This is a genomic window from Belliella marina, assembly GCF_042682445.1.
GTDB lineage: Bacteria > Bacteroidota > Bacteroidia > Cytophagales > Cyclobacteriaceae > Belliella > Belliella marina.
Genome location: NZ_JBHUHR010000039.1, coordinates 112,069 through 136,334, shown reverse-complemented (window position 1 = coordinate 136,334; position 24,266 = coordinate 112,069). Strand labels below are relative to the sequence as shown.

The 24,266-nt window shown below is 37.9% G+C and carries 22 protein-coding genes; 12 read left to right on the top strand and 10 right to left on the bottom strand.

Annotated elements, in window-relative coordinates:
* Nucleotide 1: 1 nt before the first annotated feature.
* From ACFSKL_RS14480 to ACFSKL_RS14460, 5 genes are all read right to left on the bottom strand, one after another.
* Complete coding sequence (locus ACFSKL_RS14480) at nt 2-1,618, bottom strand: BCCT family transporter (RefSeq protein ID WP_376887032.1); 1,617 nt, start codon at nt 1,616-1,618, stop codon at nt 2-4.
* A gap of 132 nt (nt 1,619-1,750) precedes the next feature.
* A complete protein-coding gene (locus ACFSKL_RS14475; RefSeq protein WP_376887031.1) occupies nt 1,751-3,106 on the bottom strand; it encodes a porin in 1,356 nt (451 codons plus the stop codon).
* 534 nt (nt 3,107-3,640) lie between these two features.
* Entirely contained in the window at nt 3,641-3,991 is a 351-nt protein-coding gene (locus tag ACFSKL_RS14470) for a hypothetical protein (RefSeq protein WP_376887030.1), read from the bottom strand.
* Nucleotides 3,984-5,207, bottom strand: coding sequence for a BaiN/RdsA family NAD(P)/FAD-dependent oxidoreductase (locus ACFSKL_RS14465; RefSeq protein WP_376887029.1), 1,224 nt, complete (start codon nt 5,205-5,207; stop codon nt 3,984-3,986). The genes ACFSKL_RS14470 and ACFSKL_RS14465 overlap by 8 nt, the downstream gene beginning before the upstream one ends.
* Before the next feature lie 226 nt (nt 5,208-5,433).
* On the bottom strand, nt 5,434-6,546 hold the full coding sequence (locus ACFSKL_RS14460) for a Gfo/Idh/MocA family protein (RefSeq protein WP_376887028.1): 1,113 nt from the start codon (nt 6,544-6,546) through the stop codon (nt 5,434-5,436).
* Nucleotides 6,547-6,962: 416 nt separating this feature from the next.
* Here ACFSKL_RS14460 and ACFSKL_RS14455 point away from each other — a divergent pair, with 416 nt between their 5' ends.
* Nucleotides 6,963-7,703, top strand: a complete 741-nt coding sequence (locus ACFSKL_RS14455) for a molecular chaperone DnaJ (RefSeq protein ID WP_376887027.1) — start codon at nt 6,963-6,965, stop codon at nt 7,701-7,703.
* A gap of 76 nt (nt 7,704-7,779) precedes the next feature.
* On the opposite strand, the gene ACFSKL_RS14450 is transcribed toward ACFSKL_RS14455, so the two are convergent.
* Both ACFSKL_RS14450 and ACFSKL_RS14445 read right to left on the bottom strand, forming a co-directional pair.
* Complete coding sequence (locus ACFSKL_RS14450) at nt 7,780-8,379, bottom strand: tetratricopeptide repeat protein (RefSeq protein WP_376887026.1); 600 nt, start codon at nt 8,377-8,379, stop codon at nt 7,780-7,782.
* Nucleotides 8,380-8,399: 20 nt separating this feature from the next.
* On the bottom strand, nt 8,400-9,215 hold the full coding sequence (locus tag ACFSKL_RS14445) for a 2,3,4,5-tetrahydropyridine-2,6-dicarboxylate N-succinyltransferase (RefSeq protein ID WP_376887025.1): 816 nt from the start codon (nt 9,213-9,215) through the stop codon (nt 8,400-8,402).
* Between the two features lie 41 nt (nt 9,216-9,256).
* Between ACFSKL_RS14445 and ACFSKL_RS14440 the strand changes: the two genes are divergently transcribed.
* The 4 genes from ACFSKL_RS14440 (at nt 9,257) to mnmE (ending at nt 13,834) form a co-directional block, all read left to right on the top strand.
* On the top strand, nt 9,257-10,381 hold the full coding sequence (locus ACFSKL_RS14440; protein ID WP_376887024.1) for a glycosyltransferase family protein: 1,125 nt from the start codon (nt 9,257-9,259) through the stop codon (nt 10,379-10,381).
* A gap of 583 nt (nt 10,382-10,964) precedes the next feature.
* A complete protein-coding gene (locus ACFSKL_RS14435; RefSeq protein WP_376887023.1) occupies nt 10,965-11,627 on the top strand; it encodes a metal-dependent transcriptional regulator in 663 nt (220 codons plus the stop codon).
* Nucleotides 11,628-11,999: 372 nt separating this feature from the next.
* On the top strand, nt 12,000-12,452 hold the full coding sequence (locus tag ACFSKL_RS14430; protein ID WP_376887022.1) for a thioredoxin family protein: 453 nt from the start codon (nt 12,000-12,002) through the stop codon (nt 12,450-12,452).
* A 2-nt stretch (nt 12,453-12,454) separates the two neighbouring features.
* Entirely contained in the window at nt 12,455-13,834 is a 1,380-nt protein-coding gene (gene mnmE / locus ACFSKL_RS14425) for a tRNA uridine-5-carboxymethylaminomethyl(34) synthesis GTPase MnmE (RefSeq protein WP_376887021.1), read from the top strand.
* Between the two features lie 72 nt (nt 13,835-13,906).
* Here the strand turns inward: mnmE and ACFSKL_RS14420 are convergent, their stop codons facing one another.
* Nucleotides 13,907-15,184, bottom strand: coding sequence for a hypothetical protein (locus tag ACFSKL_RS14420; protein WP_376887020.1), 1,278 nt, complete (start codon nt 15,182-15,184; stop codon nt 13,907-13,909).
* Between the two features lie 26 nt (nt 15,185-15,210).
* On the bottom strand, nt 15,211-16,068 hold the full coding sequence (locus ACFSKL_RS14415) for a HEPN domain-containing protein (RefSeq protein ID WP_376887019.1): 858 nt from the start codon (nt 16,066-16,068) through the stop codon (nt 15,211-15,213).
* Between the two features lie 316 nt (nt 16,069-16,384).
* Here ACFSKL_RS14415 and ACFSKL_RS14410 point away from each other — a divergent pair, with 316 nt between their 5' ends.
* The 4 genes from ACFSKL_RS14410 (at nt 16,385) to ACFSKL_RS14395 (ending at nt 19,833) form a co-directional block, all read left to right on the top strand.
* The gene (locus tag ACFSKL_RS14410) at nt 16,385-16,795 is read left to right on the top strand and encodes a basic helix-loop-helix domain-containing protein (RefSeq protein ID WP_376887018.1); all 411 of its coding nucleotides are present in this window, start codon (nt 16,385-16,387) and stop codon (nt 16,793-16,795) included.
* A gap of 897 nt (nt 16,796-17,692) precedes the next feature.
* A complete protein-coding gene (locus ACFSKL_RS14405; protein WP_376887017.1) occupies nt 17,693-18,166 on the top strand; it encodes a hypothetical protein in 474 nt (157 codons plus the stop codon).
* Complete coding sequence (locus ACFSKL_RS14400; protein ID WP_376887016.1) at nt 18,153-18,788, top strand: hypothetical protein; 636 nt, start codon at nt 18,153-18,155, stop codon at nt 18,786-18,788. The genes ACFSKL_RS14405 and ACFSKL_RS14400 overlap by 14 nt, the downstream gene beginning before the upstream one ends.
* A 310-nt stretch (nt 18,789-19,098) precedes the next feature.
* On the top strand, nt 19,099-19,833 hold the full coding sequence (locus ACFSKL_RS14395; RefSeq protein WP_376887015.1) for a hypothetical protein: 735 nt from the start codon (nt 19,099-19,101) through the stop codon (nt 19,831-19,833).
* An 83-nt stretch (nt 19,834-19,916) separates the two neighbouring features.
* Here ACFSKL_RS14395 and ACFSKL_RS14390 read toward each other — a convergent pair whose 3' ends face one another.
* Nucleotides 19,917-21,077: a DUF4221 family protein gene (locus ACFSKL_RS14390; RefSeq protein ID WP_376887014.1), complete on the bottom strand. Its 1,161-nt coding sequence runs from the start codon at nt 21,075-21,077 to the stop codon at nt 19,917-19,919.
* A gap of 303 nt (nt 21,078-21,380) precedes the next feature.
* Here ACFSKL_RS14390 and ACFSKL_RS14385 point away from each other — a divergent pair, with 303 nt between their 5' ends.
* The 3 genes from ACFSKL_RS14385 to ACFSKL_RS14375 all read left to right on the top strand — a co-directional run bounded on the left by ACFSKL_RS14385 (nt 21,381) and on the right by ACFSKL_RS14375 (nt 24,227).
* Nucleotides 21,381-22,376: a WG repeat-containing protein gene (locus ACFSKL_RS14385; protein ID WP_376887013.1), complete on the top strand. Its 996-nt coding sequence runs from the start codon at nt 21,381-21,383 to the stop codon at nt 22,374-22,376.
* Nucleotides 22,377-22,878: 502 nt separating this feature from the next.
* Nucleotides 22,879-23,523, top strand: a complete 645-nt coding sequence (locus tag ACFSKL_RS14380; RefSeq protein ID WP_376887012.1) for a SatD family protein — start codon at nt 22,879-22,881, stop codon at nt 23,521-23,523.
* Nucleotides 23,520-24,227: a DUF3307 domain-containing protein gene (locus ACFSKL_RS14375; RefSeq protein ID WP_376887011.1), complete on the top strand. Its 708-nt coding sequence runs from the start codon at nt 23,520-23,522 to the stop codon at nt 24,225-24,227. The genes ACFSKL_RS14380 and ACFSKL_RS14375 overlap by 4 nt, the downstream gene beginning before the upstream one ends.
* Nucleotides 24,228-24,266: the final 39 nt, after the last annotated feature.

Sequence of the window (24,266 nt, the reverse complement as noted above, 5' to 3'; positions counted from 1 at the left end):
ATCATTTTTTATCGGAAGAACCTGGCTTATTGGTTTGGTTTCGCTTTTGGATATTATTCCAAACAACTTCAGCCAATTTTGTCTCATAATTTTTTCGGCTTTTCTCTTGGCTAAGGATTTGCTGTTTTGCAAATTCCTGCTGGAGTCCCTTTCTCAAGGCATATGCCATCACCACCAAAATAAACAGAAAGGGAAGTCCGGTAGTGATGGTGGCAGTCTGTAAGGCTTTCAAGCCACCCCCTATTAACAGTACTGCTGCTACAGCACCTTCAGCAATTGCCCAGAATATCCGCTGCGCTACGGGAGCATCAAGTTTTCCCCCGGCAGTTATGCTATCGATTACCAATGAGCCGGAATCAGAAGAAGTCACAAAGAAGGATGCTATCAATATTATCCCCACAATGGATCCAATAGTAGTCAGCGGAAACTCACCCAAGAAGACAAAGAGCGCTGTAGCCTCATCTTTGATAATGTTATCAGCCAATACACTACCCTCACGGTGTAAATCCAGGAATATTGCACTGCCACCCATTGCACTCAACCAGAAGAAGGTTAGAAAACTAGGGATCAGGAGTACTCCTGTAATAAATTCACGGATAGTACGTCCCTTGGAAACACGTGCTATAAACATGCCTACAAATGGTGACCATGAAATCCACCAGGCCCAATAGAAAACTGTCCAATCTCCTTGCCAACCTTGGTCTCGATAAGCTTCAGTCCAAGTGGAAACCTGGATGATACTCGTTAGGTAATTGCCAATGTTTTGTATGGTAGAGCGAAAAATAAACAAAGTCGGCCCTACTATCAGAATAAAAACCAATAAGGTAGCTGCGATACGGATATTCCACTCACTGAGTCTCTTCACACCTTTGTCCACTCCAGACACAACTGACAGTGTGGCTATCAAAGTAATACCGGCGATAAGACCAACCTGTAGCCAGACAGTGTTTTCCAAGTCAGTGAGAAAAGCAATCCCTGCCCCAACCTGCTTGACACCCAAGCCCAAGGACGTTGCCAATCCGAAAAGGGTTGCCAAAACCGCAAATACATCAATGACATCCCCAATCCAACCATATATGCGATCTCCAAGTATAGGGTAGAAAACGGAACGGATCGTAAGTGGAAGTCCTTTGTTAAAGGCAAAAAAGCCAAGACTTAAAGCAACCAATGCATAGATTGCCCAAGCATGAAATCCCCAGTGCATAAATGTATAATTCATTGCTTTTTCAGCAGCTTCCACAGTTCCCCCTTCTCCAAAGGGTGGGGATTTGTAATGAAAAACTGGCTCTGCAACACCCCAAAACAAAAGTCCGATACCCATGCCTGCACTGAATAGCATGGCAAACCATGCTGCTGTCGTAAACTCAGGCTCTGCATCTTTGCCACCTAAGCGGATGTTTCCATACTTACTGAATGCCAAATACACACAGAATATCACGAATGCATTTACTGTGATGATAAACACCCAACCTGTTTTCGCTGTCACCCAATCTTTAAAGTAGCCAAAATATTTTTCCATTGGCTCCCCTACTATGAGGGTTACTGAAATAAAAAGTACGATCAAAGCTATGGCAGGCCAGAAAACAGGCTTGTGAATATCGAAATACTTCTTAGACATAATCAATCTTAGTTTTTATGACATTAATGTCATGGTTTATACTGAATCTTATCGTCAAATCCCAAACACCTTTCCCAAGTGAAAAGTATGTCCAGAAATTCTTACTTACCTCATGGTGATACATAAATAGCCTCAAAAGTAGTATCCAAAATTAATGTTAAGGCGTGTATTCCACCCAGGTTTAGGATCTATGGGATTGTCTACTCCTACTGGTTGACTGACGTCTTGTATCCCACGTCCTGTCCCGAGTGCATTGCCTCCAAATGCCCCAGTAAGCCAGGGGTGATTGATTCCTCGCGCAATGTCAAAATAGCAATATATGTGTCCAGCTGTGACCAAAGACCCAAATACATTTTGTTGGGTGTTTGCAAAAGGAACCTGCTCATTCCCAATTGTGACCTTACCAAATTTGCGCATCAAGGTATAATTGTTGTACAATTGAATATTGCTAATAGGTCCCCAGGATACAGGGATGTCATAGGCTATGCCCACCAAATACATGGCTGCCCTACTTGCCACATCGTAGGTGCCAAATCCATAGGCCCCCATTTGGACTACGTCCAAAGTATTGCCATTATCATCACGCACATCCTCAAATGCGTAATAAAGCCCTTGGGTTTTGAGATTCCACCGACCATAGTCCTGTTCATAGTGAATCGCGGCAGCATAATTTCTTCCGACATGGGCAGTTTCTTGATTGTAAACCTGGTGGGTTTGTAATGAAAGCCCAATTTCAGCTTTCCCAATCCGTCTTGCCGCCCGAATATTCCACTGATGCCTTTCAATATTATGATTGCCCTCTATCGGTACCACATCATAACTGTAGCGTGCAGTAGAAAATGCTCCATTTGTCAACTCATTGGTCCCACGAGGCTCACTCATGAGGAAATAAGCCGCATTCAACGTCCAGTCCTTTGACTCACGTGTATAATTGAATCCAATCTGGTGATCATCTTCCAAACCAACATAGTAGGGCAATTGAAACCACCAATTATGGGATGCATATGTCAACAAGCCAAAAGGAACTTGGGTTACGCCAAATTGCAAATTGTTATGCTTCTTAAAACGGTAGCCTACCCAACCATACTTGATAAAATGTGTATTGAAAGTGGGATAAAAACGATATTGAAAGGCAAACTGCAAACCATCTTTATATGCATCTACTTCAATCCACCAAGTATCCCAAGTCATTTCGTTTTGGACGAAAGTTCCAAGAGGTGCCGTACTTCCTTCATAATGTGTCCATATGGCATTTAGGCGAAAAGCTCCACCTACTTTTACCCAAGAAGTATCTGGATTTGTTTCTTGTAGTGCCCAATTTCCAAATTCAAGGTTTCCTTTGTCAGTACCCCGTAGTTTTGAGGAAAAAAGAGATGGAAAACCATAAACCGTTTCTGTAGAATCCCCCTCTGTTTTGGAGACTTTGGCAAAGCTTTTTAATTGAAAAGTAAAGATTAAAAGACTACAAATCAGTATTTTTTTTCTCATATTGAATTGGTTTTAGCTTGAAAATACTTTTATACGGTACTAAGCCGAGCTATATATCAATTATCGAGAAGCCAATTTCCAAATACGATTTGAAAATGAATCATCCTTGCGGCTATAGTCCCAACAAAAGTGAAGATTATCGGACTGCGTGGAGTTTTGGGCAACAAACAAAAGTCGACCAAATAGCTTAGGAGTGAAAGCTGGGGTGTGAAAGAGGAAAGAGGCTAAACAAACTGTATAAACAAATAAACTACATTATTCTCACAAATAACATTAAAACACGATTTATTTAGATTGTTTTTTCCAGAATACATGCTGAAAATATTGCTCAAAATCCTCCCGATTTCTTGTGAGTGGGAAAAGTAAAGGAACAAAAATGAAAGTAAAAAGTAACTGAATCGTGATAAAAAACTCCCATCTCAATTCTGGAATGGTTTTTTAAACCATATCAATCTGCAACCCAATACCAGTAAGTATTCTTCTAATCGGGAATATGTATCACCTACTTCAATAATGCTTTCAAACCTGTATGGCTCATTCGTTCATTTTTTTGGTTACAAAATCAAATGCTTCCTGCCAAGCGTCCAAAAAAGCATCCAAATGTTCCATAAACTCTTGACCGAACCCTTTTTCGGCTATAATATTTTTCCCGTCATTGATGATCTGGCTAAGGGGATTTATCTCAAAAAGTGCCAGTGTCGGTTTCACTTTGTGTCTGATCAAGTGGATGATTTCACCATCATTTTTCTCGGCACCCTCTAAATATACTTCCTTCAATTCTATCAATGAGGTATGGATAGCGGCTATCAGTTCGGTTCTAAACTCAAGATCACCTTCTGCCATTTCGTCAATCCTATCGAAATTAAGTGGTGGGATTTTATGCATTACTGTTAGATTTATGGGAATTGATTCCGGCCAAATAGCCCGTAGACCAGGCAGATTGAAAATTAAACCCTCCGGTAATACCATCTATGTCTAACACCTCACCTGCAAAATACAAACCTGGCAGTAGTCTGCTTTCCATAGTTTCTGGATTCACCTCATTTAATTTAACACCACCTGCAGTTACAAATTCATCTTTGAAAGTTGTCTTGCCTTCAATTGCCACAATATAGCAAAAAAGATTCTGTATTAATTTGTTTAGGTTTTTTTTCGGAATTTCATTCCACAGCAAACCTGGTTCAATTTCAGACTTCCCTACTATGTGTTCCCACAACCTTGCGGGCATGCCGAACAATGGGTTTGAATCTATTTTCTTTTTGGGATGCTCATTTTTGTACTTGCCCAAATTGCTTAAAATCCCATGCTCCGTCCAAGTTGAATCCCATCGGATCTGTGCTTTGGCATTGTATTTTTGATCAAATAACCAAGGTGCCCCAAAGGCAGAAAGCTTGAGTACTGCCGGTCCGCTGAGTCCCCAATGTGTAATTAGCAATGGTCCTTGGTAAGCCAATTTTGTCCCTTCCAGCTTGATAAAAGCATCAGGTACAGAGATCCCCATCAACTCACGAATAGGCTCCTGGGGGGTATTGAAAGTAAAGAGAGAAGGTATAGGTTCTGATATTTCATGTCCAAGTTCTTGTATAAAGTTGAAGCCAGAAACTTTAGGTGCCCCACCAGTACAAATGATAAGCCTGTCAAAACTTTCTTTATATTGGTTGGAATGAACCCAAAACTGATTGTCCAAAAATTCAATTTTGTTAACCGTAAAATTATATTGAACCTTGATATTTTTTTTGCTGGCTTCACCAACCAAAGCCTGAATGATGGATTCAGAGTTATCAGAAACAGGAAACATCCTTCCATCCGACTCTACTTTGAGGTTCACACCTCTCGACTCAAACCAATCTATCGTATCGGTTACTGCAAAATGCCGAAATGTTTTCTTAAGAAACTTCTCACCTCTTGGATAGTTTTTGATCAAATGGGCGATTTCAAAGGCTGCATGGGTCACATTACATCTTCCACCACCAGAAATTTTCACTTTTGCCAAAGATTTGGATGTCTTTTCCAAGATTGTTACCTGTGTATTCGCATTTGCTGCATGGATCGCAGCAAAATAACCTGCCGCACCAGCACCTATAATTCCTATTTTCAACATTTTTGCCACTCAAGATTCCTACAAAGGTTATTGTTTTTTACCAGAAATAGAACCTCTTTTTCTACCGTTTTTTCCAATGGGAAATAAACATCAGATCCTGAACCCAATTCAAATCTTTTATTCAATCTAAGCAAGCAATGAATTGGGCAGATAATATAAATTGACTACTATTCAAATTGAACAGAGATTGATAGATCAAGTCCTATTCCAAAATGAATAATCATCATTATAGGTCTAACATGACTTTTGACCCTTGTTTAACTGATTGGTATATGGCATCGATAATTTTCAAATCCTTCAAGCCATCCTTTCCATCCACAGGGATTGTAGGCTTCTTTCCTTCAAGAATAATTTTAGCCATTTCATCCATTTGCTTGGTTTGATGGGTGATATGTGGTAAATCCAACCTGCCTTTATGCGTTTCACTACGGATAGGACCATAACCGGTGGCAGGTTTCAATTCGGCAAAACCTTTCGTTCCATTCAAGAAAAATTTATCTAGATAATTCATACTGTAGGTGGATAGACAAGAAGCGACTACACCACTTTCAAATCCAAGTTGGAAAGTAATGGTTTCATCCACACCTTCCTTGAATTTTATGGGATCAGTTTTAACCTCCTGCGCTGTCACCCAAATAGGTTCTTCCCCTACCATATACCTTGTCCCATTGATGGCATAGATACCAATATCCATCATCGCACCACCACCTGCCAATTTGGGATCTAGTCTCCATTGGTTGGGGTCACCGATTTTAAAACCTGACAATCCTTGAAAAAACTTGATTTCCCCGAATTCACCAGCTTCCCGCATTTTCACAATTTCCAATGTATTGGCTTCAAAGCGCATTCTGTAACCTATTAGCAATTCAACACCTGCTTTATCACAAGCCTCGACCATTTCCTGGCCTTCTTTGGCATTGATAGCCATTGGCTTTTCACAAATCACATGCTTACCGGCAGCAGCTACGCGGAGACACTGGCCATGATGCAGCGCATTTGGCGTGATGATATAGACAGCATCTATTTCATCATTATCTTTGATTGCATCAAAATTCCCATAGTTGTAACAGTTTTTATCAGGGATATCAAAGCGCTTTTTCCAGTCTGCTATTTTGGAAGGAGTACCACTGATCACTCCGGAAACCTTCGCGTACTTTGAATCTTTCATTGCATCAGCCACTCGATTGGCGTAGCTTCCAAGCCCCATCAATGCAACACGTAATTTTTTGTCTTTTGGCGGATTATCTGTTTTGAACAACAATGAGTCAGGTGTAAAACCAAAAGTAACTGGAATTAGACCTGTACCTAAATGGATTAAAAATTTACGTCTCGATTTCATAGGGAATAGGTTTTTGATCAAAATTTTGATCTATTAAATTATAAAAATAATTCTGTTATTTCTGCATATTAAGAAGATTAATCATAAAAATTACAGATTTTAGCTTGGTTTATACTTCTTTATATGAGTATCCGCAATGATGCACCTTGGGTGAGAAGAGCCTTTAGTAAGTTGCAGATACTCGTCAACAGCATGTGCTTCTGTGCCCTGGTCAACAGTTTAACACCTGTACCACGGCGTAGTCAACATAAATTAATGGGACATTCAACAATCTATTGTTAGGCTACGTGCAAGAATGCGGAAATACATATAGAAATAAATTAAACTAAAGTAAACGTCTGTGAATTATATCCAAAATATTGATTTATGATGCAATCCTGATTAATTTGTCCTTTCAATAGCCAAAGAGTATACGAATGAAATTAAACCCAAGTCAAAACAGTAGAAAATATATTTTTGTAATACTTGCATTTTTATGGTTCCACACTGTCTCTGCACAGGTACAGCCCAGCTTGGGAGGTTCTTCCAGAATTATGAACAGTGCAATGGAACAAATGGAAAACGGTGATTATGAGAAAGCCAATGCTTCTTTTCGTAAGATTATTGATTCAAATTTGCCTATCCCACCGGAAATGCCCTATTACTTTGCAGAGACTCTGTACCATTTGGAACAATTTGACAACAGTGCAAATTTCCTTAACAAATACCTTGAACTGAATGGATTCAAAGGTGATAATTATGAAAAAGCCAAAGCCTTGGAAAAGCTTTTGGAAAACCATCTAAATGCCATCAAAGCCTGTGGGTTATGTGATCGCAGGGGCTATCGTTATCAGGAGTGTTTTACCTGTGAAGGAACCAAACATTTGGAACAAGACTGCAATTACTGCAAGGCAAAAGGTATTGTTGGTTGTAGCAAATGTGTTGGATCTGGTCTTATCACAAGAAGAAATGTATTCAACATCATCGAATATTTTGAATGCGAAAGGTGTGAGGGGCATGGAAGGTTGACATGTCCTACCTGTGAAGGCTCCAAACTCGAAACAAGCGCCTGTAGGACTTGTCAAGGTAGTGGGCATTTACAATCAGACAAGATCTGTGACCATAAAGAAGAGCCGCGACATTTGTCCCAGGTTTTCAACAGATTGAAGCCACATTAAAGCGAAATAAGGAAATTGAATTGCCATAAAAAAAGGGTGTCGCAATGACACCCTTTTTTTAGTTTTCTATTCAAGTTTATTTGCAATATTTTGCCAAAGCCTCAGAAGCAGCTTCGTAGTTGAGCTTGATAGCCAAATTCAGATCTTCACAGCCTGATTTTTTCTTATCGGTTGCCAATTTCAACAATCCACGGTTATAGTAAGCTTGCCCAAAATCTTTATCCATTTTGATCGCTGCATTATATTCTTTCAGAGCTTCTTCTGTATTTCCCAATTGATGTAAAGCCCTCGCTTTCATAAAGTAAGCCATGGCAGGTGCTCCAGAAGTCTCAACAGCCCTATCTGCATACAGCAATGCAGAACTATGGTTCTTTTGCTTCTGGAAAAGATTGGACAAGCTCAACATTACCTGGACATTGTTCGCATCAATTTCCAATGCAGTCAGGAAATCTTTTTCCGCCGACTCAATATTGCCCAATTCTTCATGTGAACGCCCCCTGTTATAGAGTGCTTTTACATTTTTTGGCTTAGTAGAAAGGTAACTGTCATAAGCTTTGATTGCTTCTTCGTACTTTCCCGAAGCATAGAGGTCATCACCATCATTGGAAGCACTTCCACAGGCAAATGACGTAACCAATAATAAAATACTTAAATAGACTCGAATCTGAATACTCATAAATTTGATTTCAATAATAATTAAACCGCTACGTTGTTCTCACGCAAAGCTTCATTCAAAGATGTCTTGAGGTCGGTAGAGGCTTTTCTTTGGCCAATGATCAGGGCACAAGGAACCTGGAAATCACCGGCAGGGAATTTTTTGGTCAAAGAACCTGGGATCACAACGGATCTTGGAGGCACATAGCCTTTATATTCTACAGGCTCCGCACCAGTGACATCGATGATTTTGGAACTGGCAGTCAAGGTAACTCCCGCACCTACTACCGCTTCTTTGCCGATTCTTACCCCTTCTACGATAATCGCCCTTGAACCGATAAACGCACCATCCTCGATAATAACCGGAGCTGCTTGGACTGGTTCTAAAACTCCTCCAATACCTACACCACCGCTCAAGTGTACATTTTTGCCGATCTGCGCACAAGAACCTACGGTAGCCCAAGTATCAACCATCGTGCCACTGTCCACATAGGCACCTATATTGACATATGATGGCATCATCACCACTCCCGAAGCCAAATATGCTCCGTATCTCGCTACTGCATGTGGTACAACCCTAACCCCTTGCTTGGCATAGTTGGTTTTCAAAGCCATTTTATCATGGAATTCAAATGGACCCACTTCTATTGTCTGCATTTTTTGGATAGGGAAATATAAAATGACAGCTTTCTTCACCCAATCATTCACTTTCCAAGATCCATCTTCAAGAGGTTCGGCAACTCGCAACTTGCCGAGATCCAAATCCGAAATGACAGATTTGATGGCGATTTCTACATCCTTTTCTTTCAACAACTCCCTGTTGTCCCATGCGTTTTCAATGATTGTCTGTAAATCCATATTATTTGTTAGTTTCGCTTTTATTTAATTCAAATTTGTTGATGAAAAAGCCAAATGTTGCTATCGCATCAGTCCTCAAACCTCTCAAAGACGCACGTGCTTACTACCGTCTTGGCCTTTCGCTGCGTGAAACAAATAAATACCACCTTAACATCATAGGATTTTCATTAAAAAATGTCCCGAATGAAAAAGATATAAGCTTTTTTACCCTGTTTGATAAGAATAGAACCCATTGGAAACGGTTGCTGGTCTCCCTGAAATTTGTTCAAACCATCCAAAAAACGAAACCAAAAATACTGATAGTCACAAGTTATGAATTGCTGCCAGCTGCGGTTTTGATAAAAGCAATACTGAGATTTCGGTTGATCTATGATGTCCAGGAAAATTATGGTCTAAATATCCAAGAGAACCAAACCCAAAAGGGATGGAAAAGACATGTGGCCAAATATTGGATCAGGGGGATCGAAAAACTAGCCCATAGATTTGTTGACCATTATTTTTTTGCAGAATCCTGCTACAGACATGAGTTTCCATACATCGATAAGTTTACAGTATTGGAGAATAAGTTCCCTGGTAAACCCAAGCCCATATTACCGGTGCAATACAGACAGGGTCAGTGTCTCACCTTTTTGATATCCGGCACCATCACGGAAGTCTATGGTATAAAAGAGGCGATCATTTGGTTCACAGAAGCACTAAAGCACCAACCCAATTTGCGATTGAAAATAATTGGGTATTGTCCAATGAAATCATACAGAATTGGACTAGATAAAATCATCCAAGGTATTCCCCAAATCCAAGCAAAAATCTCGGATTCTGCCATTACATACCCAGAGATTTTGGTGGCTTATCAGCATAGTGATATCATCATGTTACCCTATTATCAAATCCCCAGCATCAGTCCAAAAGTTCCCAGTAAACTGTACGAAAGTTTGGCATTGGGAAAACCGTTTTTGCATAGCCCAAACCCAAAGTGGGCTAGTCTGTCCGATAGGTACCAAGCAGGAGTCGAGGTGGAGTTTTCAGATTTGGGATCGGTAAAAAAACACCTGGATGAAATTGTCGCAAGACCATTCTTTACCGGTGGCATGGACGGTCTTCCATTTTGGAATGAACATGAAAACCAAAGACTCCTTGGGGTCATAGTCAAATATTTGGATGATTGAATTTAGAAAGATTTTTGAATTGGAAGATTCATAGTATTTAGGTGCTGTTCTGAATCATTTTTTTGGAAACTTAAGTCAAGATCTAATCGGTTTCCTTTACCGAATATTGACCTTCTTTTAGGGAAAATAAAGTCAAAAACTCCGCATTCTATTGAAAGGAATTTTGGAAAAAACACCCACCAATCATCATATCTCTATCAGTTCCCTTCTGCTGCAATCCCTACTGTGGAAAGCCCATTTGACAACCATCGGACTGTTGCTTCAAAATGAAAACCCATTTTCATTTATCCACATAGCAAAATTGATTTATCCACTTTTGTACCCAAATGGAAACCGATTTTTCCGATTGGGAAACTGACGTTTTCGCATGAACTTACACTAACCAAGGGGTGAGATTATTTTACATCAATCTGATTTAATGCAAATTACACACTTTTTTAAACATATCTAAATTATATTTTAGATTAAGCTAAAACACTAAACACAATTGAAATTGACTTATCCACACGAGTTTTAGGCTTGAATAAATTATTTTTTAGTGTCGTCTAAAACATTATCTTTGCATTTCAAACGTTAGACTTATATGACAAAACTGACCCACGCAGAAGAGAACTATTTGAAGGCGATCTACCAACTGTCAGAGGCTGGGAACAAGGGGGTTTCTACAAATGATATATCCGCTGAAATGAAAACCAAGCCTGCATCGGTAAGTGATATGCTTAGGAAACTTGGAGAAAAAGAGGTGATAGAATACCGGAAGTATTATGGGGTTCATATTACCGAAGAAGGCAAAAAATTTGCATTGGGAACCATCAGAAAACAACGGCTGTGGGAGGTGTTTTTGGTTGACAAACTTCGCTTCTCCTGGGACGAAGTTGCAGAGGTAGCTGATGAATTGGAGCATGTACAATCCCGTGTATTGATCCAGCGTTTGGATGAGTATTTAGGCTTTCCGAAGTTTGATCCACATGGCGATCCTATCCCTGATGAATATGGCGATGTCCGCTCCCGCCCTCGCCTACCGATCAATGAAATCGACATTAATGGCACCGGTCAAATCGTAGCAGTGAAAGACAGCAGTGCGGCCTTTTTGAAATACTTGGACAAGGTTGGCGCCTACATCGGTGCAAGGATAAAGGTATTGGAAAAAGTAGAGTTTGATGGATCGATTGAAATCCTGGTCGACAACAAAAAAACGATCTTTATGTCCAAAGATGTAGCAGGGAATATTTTGGTAATGGTGTAGGATGATGCCAGAGGAGAGAAGCGATAGTCAAGAGGAAAGAGGAAGACACAAGAAACAAGAGTGTGCTTTCTACGACTAAGTCACCTCGACGGCAGGAGAGGTCTCGTCCCGATTATGGTCGAAGAAGTGGGAAAATAAAAAGTATATATAAATTTCAGTTCGAGATTAGAAATTGGAAGATTAAAAAATTGAGGGAAAGGTTGATACTTTTAAATAAGCAAATCCTACCCTATGAAATCGGATTAGTTGGTAGGAACACTTGGTACTTGGTTCTTTGTACTTTGTACAAAAAATCCAGACCTATTTCTTGAACTTACTGTATATGGCATGGGTTTTTAGAGGAAAATGAATCGAATTTTATAAATTTGAAATATGAAAAAAAGATTAAGCGTTCTATTTTACCTCGGGTTTATTTTATCCCTCCCCTCCATTGCCCAAGAAAAAATCAATTGGATGACTTTCGAAGAAGCTAGTTTGGCCACCCAAAACAGTCCGAAAATGATCTTGGTTGATGTCTATACCGACTGGTGTGGCTGGTGCAAAAAAATGGACAAGGAGACTTTCACCGATGAAGATGTAATCGCCTATGTCAATGAGAATTTTTATGCGGTCAAGTTACACGCAGAGCGGGAAGAGCAAAAGTTTACATTTAAAGGAAAAGAGTATTCCGAGGCCAGCATGGCCAAAACAATGCGGGTTACCTCCTACCCCAACTTCGTAATCATGGATGCAACAATGGAAAACATCACCCAATTGCCAGGGTTTAGACAGCCGAAACCATTTATTGAAGGGCTGGAAGGAATAGTTAAGCGATTTACCAAATAAGTATGTTTTCCCTACACGAAAAAGAAGATACCATCGTAGCTTTGGCTACCCCACAAGGCGTTGGAGCCATAGCTGTCATAAGACTATCCGGAAAGGATGCGATTAAGATCTGCAACAGTGTATTCAAAGGCAAAAACCTGGAAAGCCAAGATTCCCACACCATCCATTTTGGAACTATCCGTGATGGAGATAGGATCATTGACGAGGTATTGGTGTCTCTTTTTGTAGCACCCAAATCTTTTACCAAAGAAAATGCGGTAGAAATCTCCACACATGGTTCATCCTACATTGTCAACCAAGTAATCAAATTGCTGGTACGGAGCGGTGCAAGGCCAGCCAAGCCGGGGGAATTTACACAAAGGGCCTTTTTGAATGGCCAGTTTGACTTGGCCCAGGCTGAGGCTGTAGCAGACTTGATCCATGCTGATTCAGAGACCTCCCATCAAGCAGCCTTGAATCAGATGCGAGGTGGGTTTAGTGGAGAGATATCCAAACTTCGAGCTGAATTGATCCACTTTGCTTCCATGATTGAATTGGAGTTGGACTTTACTGAAGAGGACGTAGAATTCGCCAGTAGAGATGATTTAAGAATATTGGTTGAGAAATTGCTTCGTGTTGTGGAGCAGTTGATCAGCAGTTTTGACTTGGGGAATGTCATCAAAAATGGGGTGCCTACCGTCATCGCAGGGAAACCAAACGCTGGAAAATCCACCCTACTCAATGCGCTTCTGAACGAAGAAAAAGCCATCGTCTCAGAGATTGCCGGGACAACCCGCGATTTTATTGAAGACGAGATCAATATTGGAGGAGTGATATTCAGGTTTATCGATACTGCCGGATTGCGGGAGACTACCGATGTGATCGAATCTATCGGTGTGAGCCGAACCCAAGAGAAAATGAAGACAGCTTCCTTGATTTTGTACCTGTTTGATTTGACAGATTCCAGCATGGAAGAGATCAATAGGGATGTCGAAAACCTTGAGACATTAGGGGTTCCCTTTATTAAAGTAGCAAATAAGACAGATAAGTCTAACACACAATTTATCAATGAATTAAAAGGTAAATTTCCTGATACCATTTTTATTTCCGCAGGGCAAAAAGAGAATTTGGAAGCTCTGAAAAACAGGGTTTTGGAATTGGTGAATTTGGATAAATTCAGGACAGGAAATACAATCGTCACAAACATTCGCCACTACGATTCCTTGGTCAAAACACGCCAATCCCTACTCGATGTACTAGAAGGTCTGGACAATGAAATCACCAATGACTTCCTGGCCATGGATATCAGAAGGTCACTCCATTATCTTGGAGAGATCACAGGTGAGATCACGACTGATGATTTGTTGGACAATATATTTAGTAAGTTTTGTATTGGGAAATAGGCTTCACCTAGATTTTACGGATTTATTGGACCTCAGACAATCCCAGATTGGATTTATTTCAAGGATGAATTTTCAAGAATCTATAATTTCATATTGCTCTGAAAGTCTATTCATAAAATCTCCAAAGTCACCTTCATAATGGCACTTAAGAACTGCCATTTTATAGTGTGTTCTTGCAAAAAAGGTTACTATTAAGTAGTCATTATAACTACCCAATAGGTATTTTTTTAGCCAATTGGTTTTGGATCTTATAAAAAAGGCTAAGCTTGGATATTGAGGGATATTCAATTTCCCATTAATCCTGAATAGTAGTTCTATTTGATAATATTCTCCTTTATCGATTTTTTTTATTGCCAATTGTGGAATCTCTTGCATGAACTCACATTGTGTCAACCAAGATCTGCTAGGTTTTCCTTTCACATACTTCAATCCTCTTGTATGGAAGAAATAAGTATGCTTTTGTGATAAAATGAGCTTATAAGCATGATGCCATAATAGGAAAAGTAGCTTACCCTTTTCTATTTCCTCGTCATTTGGTAAAAATTTATTCTGCCAGTCTGCATTGCTTACTGGCGCTAATTTCCGCATTTTTAAGCAGATTACTAAGAGTTCTTCTTGAGATTGACTTAAAGTCAAACCTTCTGTGTCGTTTTCATTTAAAATAAATGAAGTAAAATTCTTTATCCTTTCCCTGTCTTTGGAAAGGATTCCATGGAAAGCGACTAAAAATGGATAATGATTTGAATGATAAGAACTCAAGATTGTATCCGCTAGCGTAAAACCTATAACCTTGTCAGTAATAGATAGGTCTTTTGGAAAGTCTCTTTGGTTCGTTTCTACTTTTGGTAATTCCAGATCACGCTGCAATTCAAGCATTGTGTCGCCTGGTTTGTAAAATGATGGATACTTTGATTTTAAATATACATCAAACCCTCTCCTATCATTAATAATTTGAAGATACTTACTCCTACCTGTATTTGGATCAAAGAAATCAGGCCAATAATATTCCTCAAAGTTGGCTGTCCCAGAGTACAGCATTTGACTCCATAAGGCAAAATATGCATATCTACTTAAGTAGGTTTGATCTGTATCAAAGTTACAGCTTACTAGAAGTACTTCTTTTGTAACTTTAAGATAGACTAGCTTCTTGGGTTCATCTGGCAATTTTATAGAAAGTGTAAGAATTTCATTTCTAAACCTAACTTTTGATATTTCAATTCGATAGTAGTCATATGGATTTCTGAATTTTGAATTTGCATTCAAAGTATCTTCCTTTAGACAAAATGTGCCCTTCTCAAATGGTAGTCTAAAGAATTTTTTCTCGTCAATAATTTGTACCTGCTTGTCCATAATTTTTATATTTAAGTTTTAAGTCTTTATTCAGAGGTCGTTAAGGTTGACAGTGTTTTAATTTTATTTCTACACATAGATTCCACCAACTCAATAAATGATGAAACTTTCTCATATAGCTCTTCTGCATCTTTTCGGTTGACAGAAAATTCTGAAGCGTATCTAGCCTTACCATAACTTTTACTTAGAATATCAAAAAGTCTACGATCAGAAGGTTTTTCTCCTACGAGCATATTAAATGGGTCATCTGAAAAGCTCCTGCACAAGCCCAATAAGCGGTAGATATTATGAAATTCTGATCTGTAGGCAATATGTACTCGGATTAGCCCTATACATGATTGTTCAACTACTTGATGTAGTAAAAAAGCTGTGATGTTATAGTTCCCTTTTGCCAGACTTTCCCTGGCACACTCAAAAAATCCATTTGCTAGTGAAATTCGATGGGAAAAGTGTTTAGTGGCCTTTTCCATAGAACCATCAGGGTTAAATTTTGGAATGGGATCAACATTAAAAAATCCATCTTTAGTGTAAACCGGTTTTCCATTGGTTAGAACGGTAATGAAAAATCGATTATTGGAATCAATTCCTTCTTTTATAGTACTCTCCCCATGACAAATGATAGTTACTTGCCCATTGTTATAATGTGCATTGACAAAATCCTGAATCTCATAATCTATTCTCGTACAGGATTCCGTACATATCAATAAACAATGATGTTGGTGCTTTACTTCCTTGCTGCCAAAACATCCTTCAATTTGATTTTGAAGTGTTTGTTGCCCGAAAGAAATGATCCTGGTTGGTTGGAATTTATCAACCAAAAGCATTATTAAGATTTTGAAGTGTACAGCTAGATCTTGATCGGATTTTAAGATTTGAATTTCCATAGGAATATATTTTGTCTTAACCACAATTAGATTACAAGCCATGAAGCATCGCTATTAGCGAAAGGCCTCTATTGAAATCAGGGATTTAAGGAATTGCCCATGAAATTGACTGGCTTGTTTCTGATGCAAATTCATGAATGCCTCCGGGATGAACTATTCCACTGTGGAATATCATATTCAAATGAAGGAATAAATTATTCAGGCCGATATTCAGCCAACACTGGCTTCCACTGTCTATTTCTAGGAGTAAAAAATCAATGTGTCTATTAATATTTTGGGTAGAATTTCTTAATTTCCCTTTCTAATAAATCAAACTATGAAAGAGAAGATCCACCACGGCAGAAATGTCAAGCGCTTTAGGGAAATGATGGGCATTAAACAGGAAGTCTTGGCATTTGAACTGGGGGAAGACTGGTCTCAGAAGAAGATTAGCCTTCTTGAGCAAAAAGAAGAAATTGAGGAGGAGTTATTAAGTCAGGTTGCGGAGATTTTAAAGGTGCCAGTTGAGGCGATTAAAAATTTTAATGAAGAGAAAGCAGTAAATATTATTTCTAATTCCTTCACCTCTCACGATAATGCAACAGGATTAATTTATAATCACAACCCTACTTTTAACCCCATTGATAAGCTAATTGAATCATTGGAAGAAAACAAAAGGCTCTATGAGCGCCTGCTGGAATCAGAGCGAGAGAAGGTGGAAATCATGAAAAAGATGCTGGATAAATAAGGAAATAAGCCTTTCTGAGAATCAGGAAGGTTTGTTTTGATGGAAGGGTATTTAGAATTGATTTTAAATTTTTGATTAATCAAAAGTTAAATCTCTATTACATGAATTAAATGATAATTTTACTTCTCTGATTAGAAGTTATAAGATAATTAGTTGTCCCCATTTGCTAAAGATGCAGAGTCTCAAATCTAGTATTTTCAGATCCAAACTAAATTTCTAAAACTCCCTCCTACCTCCTCAAATCCCTATTTAGCTCTTCGACCAAATACTTTTGTGACAGGGTTCTGTTGATGATAAGGGAAGTTCTATTTTTCCTCAAAAAGGTGTTTTACTCTCTACTATTGCTTTATTAATGGCATTATCTTCATCACTGAACTCATTCGCACCTCTCCTTACATCCATATCAAGCACACCATAATTCATCATATGATACGTCAGAGGAAGCGGGTAATTCATGGGTAGACTCTATCATTTTTAATTTAGACCGCCCTTCCATATTCATTTCATTCAGCCCAATCAGGAACATTCCCTCTACATTTAGCAAAACCAAATCCTCATTACAGAAACTTATTTACAGAGGAGATAACATGGTTTTCAAAACTATTTTAATATTGATGTTCAATCAAATATTCTTTGCTATAAAAATATAGGAAAAGAAGAAATAGAACGAGTTTATTCCAGGTATCAATTTTGAATATTTTATCCATCAAAGGAATTTCTTAGAAAATATATTTAGATGAAATTGTATGAGAAACATAAAATTTTAACTCTATGGATATTTTCTTCAAACTATTTCCATCCAAGAACAATTGTCAAACACTAGAAGATTGTCAATCTTATCTAAAAGAAGTCTTTTTTGAATTTTCTGATGCTGATCGTTGGAAAAAAAAGCTCAATATGATAATCGAGAATAGTATGGCCTATGAAATGAATATCCCAAAAAATTCGCCGGCCAATATTCTTTATATTGGAAGTCTATTCTCAAAATTGATTTTTGCCGGATATTTTCTTTTCAAGAACCACCAAACATCCTGTATAGCTGATCCAAAATGGGAGGATTTAATTTCTGAAAGGACTTTAAATCGGAATCTGGTAGATAGACTCAAATTGATTCCAAATAAATTGGAATTATCGGAGATTCAGAACCCATGCTTATTTCTCAATAAGTTTTTTTATCACAAGTCCTTGAAGAAATGGATTAAGCATTGGAATATATTAATGGAGTTTTGCATCAGTGATGACTCATTGAGAAATGGTTATGATGATTACCTTATAGAAGATGCCAATTTATTTGAAGGCTTTTTGGAAGCATGTTATTTAATTTATGTACGAGATTTTCAATTTAAAACTCCTGAGGATGAAAACTATTAAAACAACGCACGATTGGATCCTATTTGCAGAGGAATCTGATCCATTGGAAATATTGGAAAGTGTTTATGGTCTGGGTGATTTGGTTTATATGAAAAAGCGCATTTCCCAACTCCTTGAATCATCGATTTCCAAACAACCTAAAAGTACCTTTAAGAAAGACCCTTCCAATTTGGTATTTTTCTCAAAACTCATTTGTGAGGCTATCATTGGTTTGTATCTGGTGGAAGAAAAAAAGAGTGATTTCAAACACCTTAAGGGGAAATATTCTGAAAATCTAATTCAAAAAATCTATGCCAACACAAGTAGCGCTAGAGATCTACCATGGCAATACTATCCTTCTTCATTGAACAAAAAAGAACTGAATGACCCAATAAAAACACTGACAAAAATAAGGAAAGCTGTTGATCTGGAAGAATGGTTGGATTTCATTGAATTATGCATTCAAAACTGTCTGGCATTTGGATTAGAACCCGAATGGGATGGATACAATTTTCAAACAGCTTGTACTTATAATCTTACAAAACTATTTGATATAGGATATTTAATCTATGCTACAGAAACTGAGTTTGGAAGAAAATATATTTTGAAAGAGAAATATGATAATCCGTTACTTTGCCAGTAAGGAAGTAAGCAAACCATCATATTGCGGATAATCGTCAACTACGCCACGGCCACGAGTGTCAACGGACGACAGTCAACAGTAATGAAAATCCGTTGTTGGAGAAACTATGTTTGGCTAGTGGTAAAGTAGCGTATATACATATATTGAAATTATTTATAATTTACGGATTCATCCCTTTCAACAACTTTTACTCAAAACCAGATGTTATTAAACTTACTTTATGAATGCTAGTGAAAAACAATACTTAACAATACATGATATATCGTACCCTCCCAATTAAAGACTGAACAAACAGCCTCACTTAACTAATATGAATATAGATAAAAACAATTCAACTACTCAGGACAATTACGTCGTTTCGCTAGATAAAAAACATTATTTGCTGACCATAAAGTTTTTTAATGTCCTAGGAACGAGCGATATCCTTTACCAACTTCCCGATATTTTAAAACAGGCGTCTAATGATCTTGGTATTTTTGTAAAAGACTATTACATCATTGTCAAAGTTCCCCAAAATCTTTTTCATGGTTTTTGCTTTGAGGGAGATAAACTAATCTGTCTTTATCCCAATGAAAGTGACAGGGTCAAAGTCCTGCGTTTGTTGAAAATGCACAAAAATGGGCATATAGTTTTTGACAGTGTTGTTCGTCAGTTTCTTCTTAAATACAACAGAATATTGAATATCAATGATTTAGAGAAACAATTGATCGGTTACCAAAAAGCTATTTTCAATTGGCTGTTTGGTGGGAAGCCACTCAATAGTTTGCATCAAGAAAAACTTATTGAATATTTTGACCCAATATTCAATCGAAAGGATAAAAGCCTTTTTGAAAAGATGAAAACGGATAATGTCATCGTTCTTACACTTAAAGATCTTCCACGTCAATTTAGAGACATGACTTCTAACAAGGTAAGACTTGAGATGTTTGCCAATGAAAAATGGCATAATGCTGATCTTGTTTATTTTTATCCATTAATCAGTATGAAAAGGTCGTATTGTCTATTTAACGGGTATAAAAAAATAAACACTACATCTGAAACATGAATAATATTTCCCCCATGGTGAAGCAATGGTTCTTCTAAATTCAAATTTCATTACAATCGGTCTTTAGTCGATAGTAGTTTAGTTTAAAATTTAATCCGCACAAAGGCCAATTCATCCTCGAAATTCAGGTACATCCAAAGCTCCCCTGCTCTGATAAAATATTGAGGTATTCCTGATCTTTTGAGCTCGGGAATTTCTTGATCCAGGAGGTGATTGAAATTCTCATCAAAAATCGAAATGTAAAGTGTGCTACTGTCAATTTCAGGAAGTAAATATTCTTCACGTTCTTTATCTCCATATATTATGGAACCAGACAGTCTTACATAGTGTCTATTTTTTTTATCAAAAGCAAATGGCCCATATACGATTTGACTTTGATAGCTTTTTAGGGCATTTTTTCGATCTTCAAATGAGTTTATCAAATCTCCCTCAGTTGTAGGCTTTACTTTTGATTCAAAAAGTGAGGATTGGTATGATATTGAAATCAAAGAGTCATTTACTGGATACAAAACATAAAAATCATTGGCAAATTCGTGGGAGACAATGATATGATCCTGAATACTTTTAATATGAACTCTTGGATCCCAATTGTTATAATTGGTTAAATCTCCTAAAGTATAGGTTTTGTAGTTTTCATTGGGGTCAATATCGTATATGTTAATGAAGCTTTTAGAACTATTCAGTTGTCTAAGAGAAACTGAATTGGTTTGGTCATTTACAACAACTGCAAAAACCTGATGTTGGAAGTTGGGGTTCACCATTTGATAATGAACTCTTTCTTCATCCAAAAGCCCCCCTTTTTCTTTATCAACAGCATACCAATCAAATCTATGCAACAATTTTCCACTCAAGTTATAGATTCCGGAGCGTTCTCCCCCTAAAAAAAGCTGTTGCTCGGAGGCAATTTTAAGATCAGAAGTCCAAAACCCTGTACCATTGGGACCTTCTTGCTCGAAAGGAATGATCTTTTCAAGCGCCAAATTATTTAGATTGATTTGTTCGACCTGGTTGGTTCCGTCGTTAAGATTATAAAACATCCCATCGAAATCAGAATAATCAGATGTATATAATCTACGTTTTAAGTATATAATTTCATTTTTGGAATCTATGTAAACCGTATCAATGGCATAATTTAAGGTAGTTTGATTATCCTTCACAGCTTCATTTCCACAGGAAGAGCACAAAGCAAATCCGGCAACGAATAGGCTTGAATAAAGTAGATTGTTCTTTATCAATGAATGCATAACTAAAACTAAGTAAATTGTTAGGAAGATGCATTGGGGTTAACTAAAATTAACGATAGCTATTCATTTTTTAATGGGAGTTTTCTAGGCTATTGCAATTGACTGTTTTATGTAAACCATATTTGAATTGAAATAGTAGTTAAAAACTGGATTGATATAAAAAATAATTGCTAGATTTAGGACTAACTCCTACATTGAGAGTCAGTTTGTGAGGTAGGAAGCTAAAATATCACGGAAGTTTTTCCATTGCTTATACCCTATTGGTATAAGACTGATATTGATCTTAACACGAAATCACTTATCATGAGAAAATTTATTTTAACACCATTTATCTGCCTCTTATTTGTCAATTATTCCAATTCCCAAACAGGTGAATATGATAATATTGGGAAATTTGGAACCCATGGAATCTCTTGGGCTTTGGTTCAGAAAGACAACCAATTTGGATTCATCGACACCCATGGAAAAGCTGTTGTGCCAATTGAATATGATAACATTGGGAAATTCGGAACCCATGGAATCTCTTGGGCTTTGGTTCAAAAGGACAATAAATTTGGATTCATCGATACCCATGGAAAAACTATTGTGCCTATTGAATACGACAACATTGGGAAATTCGGAACCCATGGAATCTCTTGGGCTTTGGTTCAGAAAGACAACCAATTTGGATTCATCGATACCCATGGAAAAGCTGTTGTGCCAATTGAATATGATAACATCGGGAAATTCGGAACCCATGGAATCTCTTGGGCTTTGGTTCAGAAAGACAACCAATTTGGATTCATCGATACCCACGGAAAAACTATTGTGCCTATTGAATACGACAATATCGGGAAATTCGGTACCCATGGAATCTCTTGGGCTTTGGTTCAGAAAGACAGCCAATTTGGATTCATCGATACCCACGGAAAAACTATTGTACCTATTGAATACGACAATATCGGGAAATTCGGTACCCATGGAATCTCTTGGGCTTTGGTTCAGAAAGACAGCCAATTTGGATTCATTGATACCCACGGAAAAACTATTGTGCCTATTGAATACGACAATATCGGGAAATTCGGAACCCATGGAATCTCTTGGGCTTTGGTTCAAAAGAACAATAAATTTGGATTCATAGATACCCATGGGAAAGTTCTTGTACCTGTTGAGTACGACAACATTGGGAAATTTGGAAGCCATGGAAACTCTTGGGCCTTGATTCAAAAGGACAATAAATTTGGATTCATCGATACCCATGGGAAAGTTGTTGTACCAGTTGAATACGATAATCCCGATAAAATCAAAATAAAAAAGTAATCAATTCGGAACCAACTAGTCTCCCTTTATACCGCCAAAAATACGAGCAAAACTCACTTCCATGTTTCTAAATTCTTGGACAAAAACATTAAAATCATGTAGCAGGAGTTCAATTGTTTGAAACACATAACCGATAAAGGGTGACTCCCCCTTATCCTTTACTAAAGTAGGACTATTCGTTTGGATTTACTTAACTAATTCTCACCATTTTTTTATCAAAGTAGCTGAACCCCAAGTAATTTACCATCTATTATTTTGATTACAATTGCCAAGAAGGACACCATTGACTAACATCTTTTACATATTGAAAATCAAATATTTAAAAGCCTCTTTCTTCGTGAAATAGATCACCTTCCCCCAAAAACCATTCTCTGTTTGATCTTGATAATTATCGCTTATATCGGCGATATTTTAAATTATCGTATATATCAACGATAATCATGAATATCGCTTATTTTGACGATAATTTGAATTATCGCTTATTTTAACGATATTAGTATTTATGATAGCAGTAATCAAAGGAGATATCGTAGCTTCAAGAAAGCTATTGGATCAGGAAAAATGGTTGCAACCACTCAAATCGCTCTTATCCCAATGGGGAAATACTCCTGAGCAATGGGAATTGGTATGGGGTGATTTTTTCCAATTGGAGATAGACAAGCCAAGGGAAGCCTTGATGATGGCATTGGAAATAAAAGCACTCATCAAAAAGATAGAACCTAGCGAAAGCAGGAAATCCCAAAGCACATTGGATGTCCGCATGTCCATCGGGATTGGCGAGAAGACTTTCTCCGGAAAGCGTGTATCCGAAAGCAATGGACCAGCATATATCCATGCAGGTGAAAAATTCGAGAAACTAAAAAAAGAGAAGACCAACTTGGCGATTCAAAGTCCATGGCAGGATTTTGACAATGAAATGAACCTATACTTGAAATTGGCTGGAAAATTTATGGATAGCTGGTCTGTTTCCTCTGCTGAATTGGTAGAAATCGTATTGAAGAGACCAAATATCACACAAGAAGAAATAGGTGAATTATTGACAATCAAACAGAACTCGGTCAGTGGAAGGTGGAACCGATCCAATATCGAGGAAGTCCTCAAAATCGAAAAAGTATTCCGGGAAAAACTCCAAAAACTAATCAAATGATATTACTTGTAAAACTTTTGTTGGCACACCTCATAGGGGATTTTGTCCTACAACCGAAGTCTTGGGTGCAGGATAAGGAGAAAAAGAAGGTCAAATCCACTAAATTATACCTCCATATTTTATTCCATGGATTATTGGTTTTGTTGGTATTTTGGAATCTGCAATATTGGCTTTTGGCATTGCTTATCATGGTCATCCATGGATTGATAGACTTGGCCAAGCTGTATTTTCAGAAGAAAAGGAATAAAACGACCTGGTTTGTTGTGGATCAGGTATTGCACCTTGCCAGTATCTTGGTTTTATGGATTCTTTGGTTCAACCCAGCTTTGGATATCAGCTCTTGGGCTGAAAATACCAGTGTATGGATCTACGCCACGGCATTGCTTTTCCTGACCGCAGTGACTGGCATATTGGTTCAGGTGATGATGACAAAGTGGTCCAAATCAATCAACGACGGCAAAAACAAATCCCTAGACAATGCAGGAAAATACATAGGCATCTTGGAACGCTTGCTCATATTTACATTTGTGGTAATCGGTAAGTGGGAAGCGATAGGATTTTTATTGGCAGCCAAATCTGTCTTCCGCTTTGGTGACCTCAAGGAATCCAAAGACAGGAAGCTCACCGAATATATCCTGATTGGCACACTTCTGAGTTTTGGGATTGCCATCATGACTGGCATGATCGTATTGGCTATCACATAGGGAGAGCCAACAGAAATACAGAACATATTAACCTGAGTC

Excerpts from the sequence above, each read along its gene's own strand:
- ACFSKL_RS14450 (WP_376887026.1), bottom strand. The coding sequence starts at position 8,379 with ATGAGTATTCAGATTCGAGTCTATTTAAGTATTTTATTATTGGTTACG.
- ACFSKL_RS14445 (WP_376887025.1), bottom strand. The coding sequence starts at position 9,215 with ATGGATTTACAGACAATCATTGAAAACGCATGGGACAACAGGGAGTTG.
- ACFSKL_RS14385 (WP_376887013.1), top strand. The coding sequence starts at position 21,381 with ATGAGAAAATTTATTTTAACACCATTTATCTGCCTCTTATTTGTCAAT.
- ACFSKL_RS14430 (WP_376887022.1), top strand. The coding sequence starts at position 12,000 with ATGAAAAAAAGATTAAGCGTTCTATTTTACCTCGGGTTTATTTTATCC.
- ACFSKL_RS14465 (WP_376887029.1), bottom strand. The coding sequence starts at position 5,207 with ATGTTGAAAATAGGAATTATAGGTGCTGGTGCGGCAGGTTATTTTGCT.
- mnmE (WP_376887021.1), top strand. The coding sequence starts at position 12,455 with ATGTTTTCCCTACACGAAAAAGAAGATACCATCGTAGCTTTGGCTACC.
- ACFSKL_RS14460 (WP_376887028.1), bottom strand. The coding sequence starts at position 6,546 with ATGAAATCGAGACGTAAATTTTTAATCCATTTAGGTACAGGTCTAATT.
- ACFSKL_RS14395 (WP_376887015.1), top strand. The coding sequence starts at position 19,099 with ATGAATATAGATAAAAACAATTCAACTACTCAGGACAATTACGTCGTT.
- ACFSKL_RS14410 (WP_376887018.1), top strand. The coding sequence starts at position 16,385 with ATGAAAGAGAAGATCCACCACGGCAGAAATGTCAAGCGCTTTAGGGAA.
- ACFSKL_RS14400 (WP_376887016.1), top strand. The coding sequence starts at position 18,153 with ATGAAAACTATTAAAACAACGCACGATTGGATCCTATTTGCAGAGGAA.
- ACFSKL_RS14455 (WP_376887027.1), top strand. The coding sequence starts at position 6,963 with ATGAAATTAAACCCAAGTCAAAACAGTAGAAAATATATTTTTGTAATA.
- ACFSKL_RS14390 (WP_376887014.1), bottom strand. The coding sequence starts at position 21,077 with ATGCATTCATTGATAAAGAACAATCTACTTTATTCAAGCCTATTCGTT.
- ACFSKL_RS14420 (WP_376887020.1), bottom strand. The coding sequence starts at position 15,184 with ATGGACAAGCAGGTACAAATTATTGACGAGAAAAAATTCTTTAGACTA.
- ACFSKL_RS14475 (WP_376887031.1), bottom strand. The coding sequence starts at position 3,106 with ATGAGAAAAAAAATACTGATTTGTAGTCTTTTAATCTTTACTTTTCAA.
- ACFSKL_RS14405 (WP_376887017.1), top strand. The coding sequence starts at position 17,693 with ATGATAATCGAGAATAGTATGGCCTATGAAATGAATATCCCAAAAAAT.
- ACFSKL_RS14440 (WP_376887024.1), top strand. The coding sequence starts at position 9,257 with ATGAAAAAGCCAAATGTTGCTATCGCATCAGTCCTCAAACCTCTCAAA.
- ACFSKL_RS14480 (WP_376887032.1), bottom strand. The coding sequence starts at position 1,618 with ATGTCTAAGAAGTATTTCGATATTCACAAGCCTGTTTTCTGGCCTGCC.
- ACFSKL_RS14435 (WP_376887023.1), top strand. The coding sequence starts at position 10,965 with ATGACAAAACTGACCCACGCAGAAGAGAACTATTTGAAGGCGATCTAC.
- ACFSKL_RS14415 (WP_376887019.1), bottom strand. The coding sequence starts at position 16,068 with ATGGAAATTCAAATCTTAAAATCCGATCAAGATCTAGCTGTACACTTC.
- ACFSKL_RS14470 (WP_376887030.1), bottom strand. The coding sequence starts at position 3,991 with ATGCATAAAATCCCACCACTTAATTTCGATAGGATTGACGAAATGGCA.
- ACFSKL_RS14380 (WP_376887012.1), top strand. The coding sequence starts at position 22,879 with ATGATAGCAGTAATCAAAGGAGATATCGTAGCTTCAAGAAAGCTATTG.
- ACFSKL_RS14375 (WP_376887011.1), top strand. The coding sequence starts at position 23,520 with ATGATATTACTTGTAAAACTTTTGTTGGCACACCTCATAGGGGATTTT.